This window comes from Streptomyces sp. C (assembly GCF_000158895.1).
In the GTDB taxonomy this organism is placed as follows: domain Bacteria; phylum Actinomycetota; class Actinomycetes; order Streptomycetales; family Streptomycetaceae; genus Streptomyces; species Streptomyces racemochromogenes.
In genome coordinates this window covers 7,075,439-7,076,161 of sequence record NZ_GG657750.1, presented here as the reverse complement: position 1 = coordinate 7,076,161, position 723 = coordinate 7,075,439, and the positions used below count along the sequence as shown (strand labels likewise).

At 75.0% G+C, this 723-nt stretch carries 1 pseudogene; it reads left to right on the top strand.

Annotation, left to right across the window (positions count from 1 at the left end):
- Window positions 1-723: pseudogene (locus SSNG_RS31645) on the top strand (PHP domain-containing protein); the annotation flags it as partial.

Genomic DNA, 723 nt, shown 5'->3' with positions numbered 1-723 from the left:
GCCGCCCTGCGCGGGGACTGCCACCTGCACTCGGACTGGTCCGACGGCGGGAGCCCGATTCGAGGCGATGGGGCGGGCCGCTGCGGAGCTGGGGCACGAGTGGGCGGTGCTGACGGACCACTCGCCGAGCCTGAAGGTCGCCCGGGGGCTGTCGCCGGAGCGGCTGCGCGAGCAGCTGCGGGTGGTGGCGGAGCTGAACGCGCGGTGGGCACCGTTCCGGCTGCTCACCGGGATCGAGTGCGACATCCTGCTCGACGGCTCGCTCGACCAGGAGCCGGAGCTGCTGGAGCAGCTGGACCTGGTGGTGGGATCCGTCCACTCGAAGCTGCGGATGGAGTCGCCGGCGATGACGCGCCGGCTGCTCAAGGCGGTGCGCAATCCGCTCCTGGACGTCCTCGGGCACTGCACGGGCCGGCTGGTCACGGGCCGGACCCGCCCCGAGTCGGTGTTCGACGCCGAGGCCGTCTTCGCGGCGTGCGCGGAGTCGGGCACGGCCGTGGAGGTCAACAGCCGCCCCGAGCGCCTCGACCCGCCCCGGCGGCTGCTGCGGATGGCCGTCGCGGCGGGCACCCTCTTCGCGGTCGACACCGACGCGCACGCCCCGGGCCAGCTGGACTGGCAGATCCTGGGCTGCGCGCGGGCGGCTGAGTGCGGGGTGCCGGAGGAACGGGTGGTCAACACCTGGCCCGCCGAGCGGCTGCTCGCCTGGACCGGACGGGACGG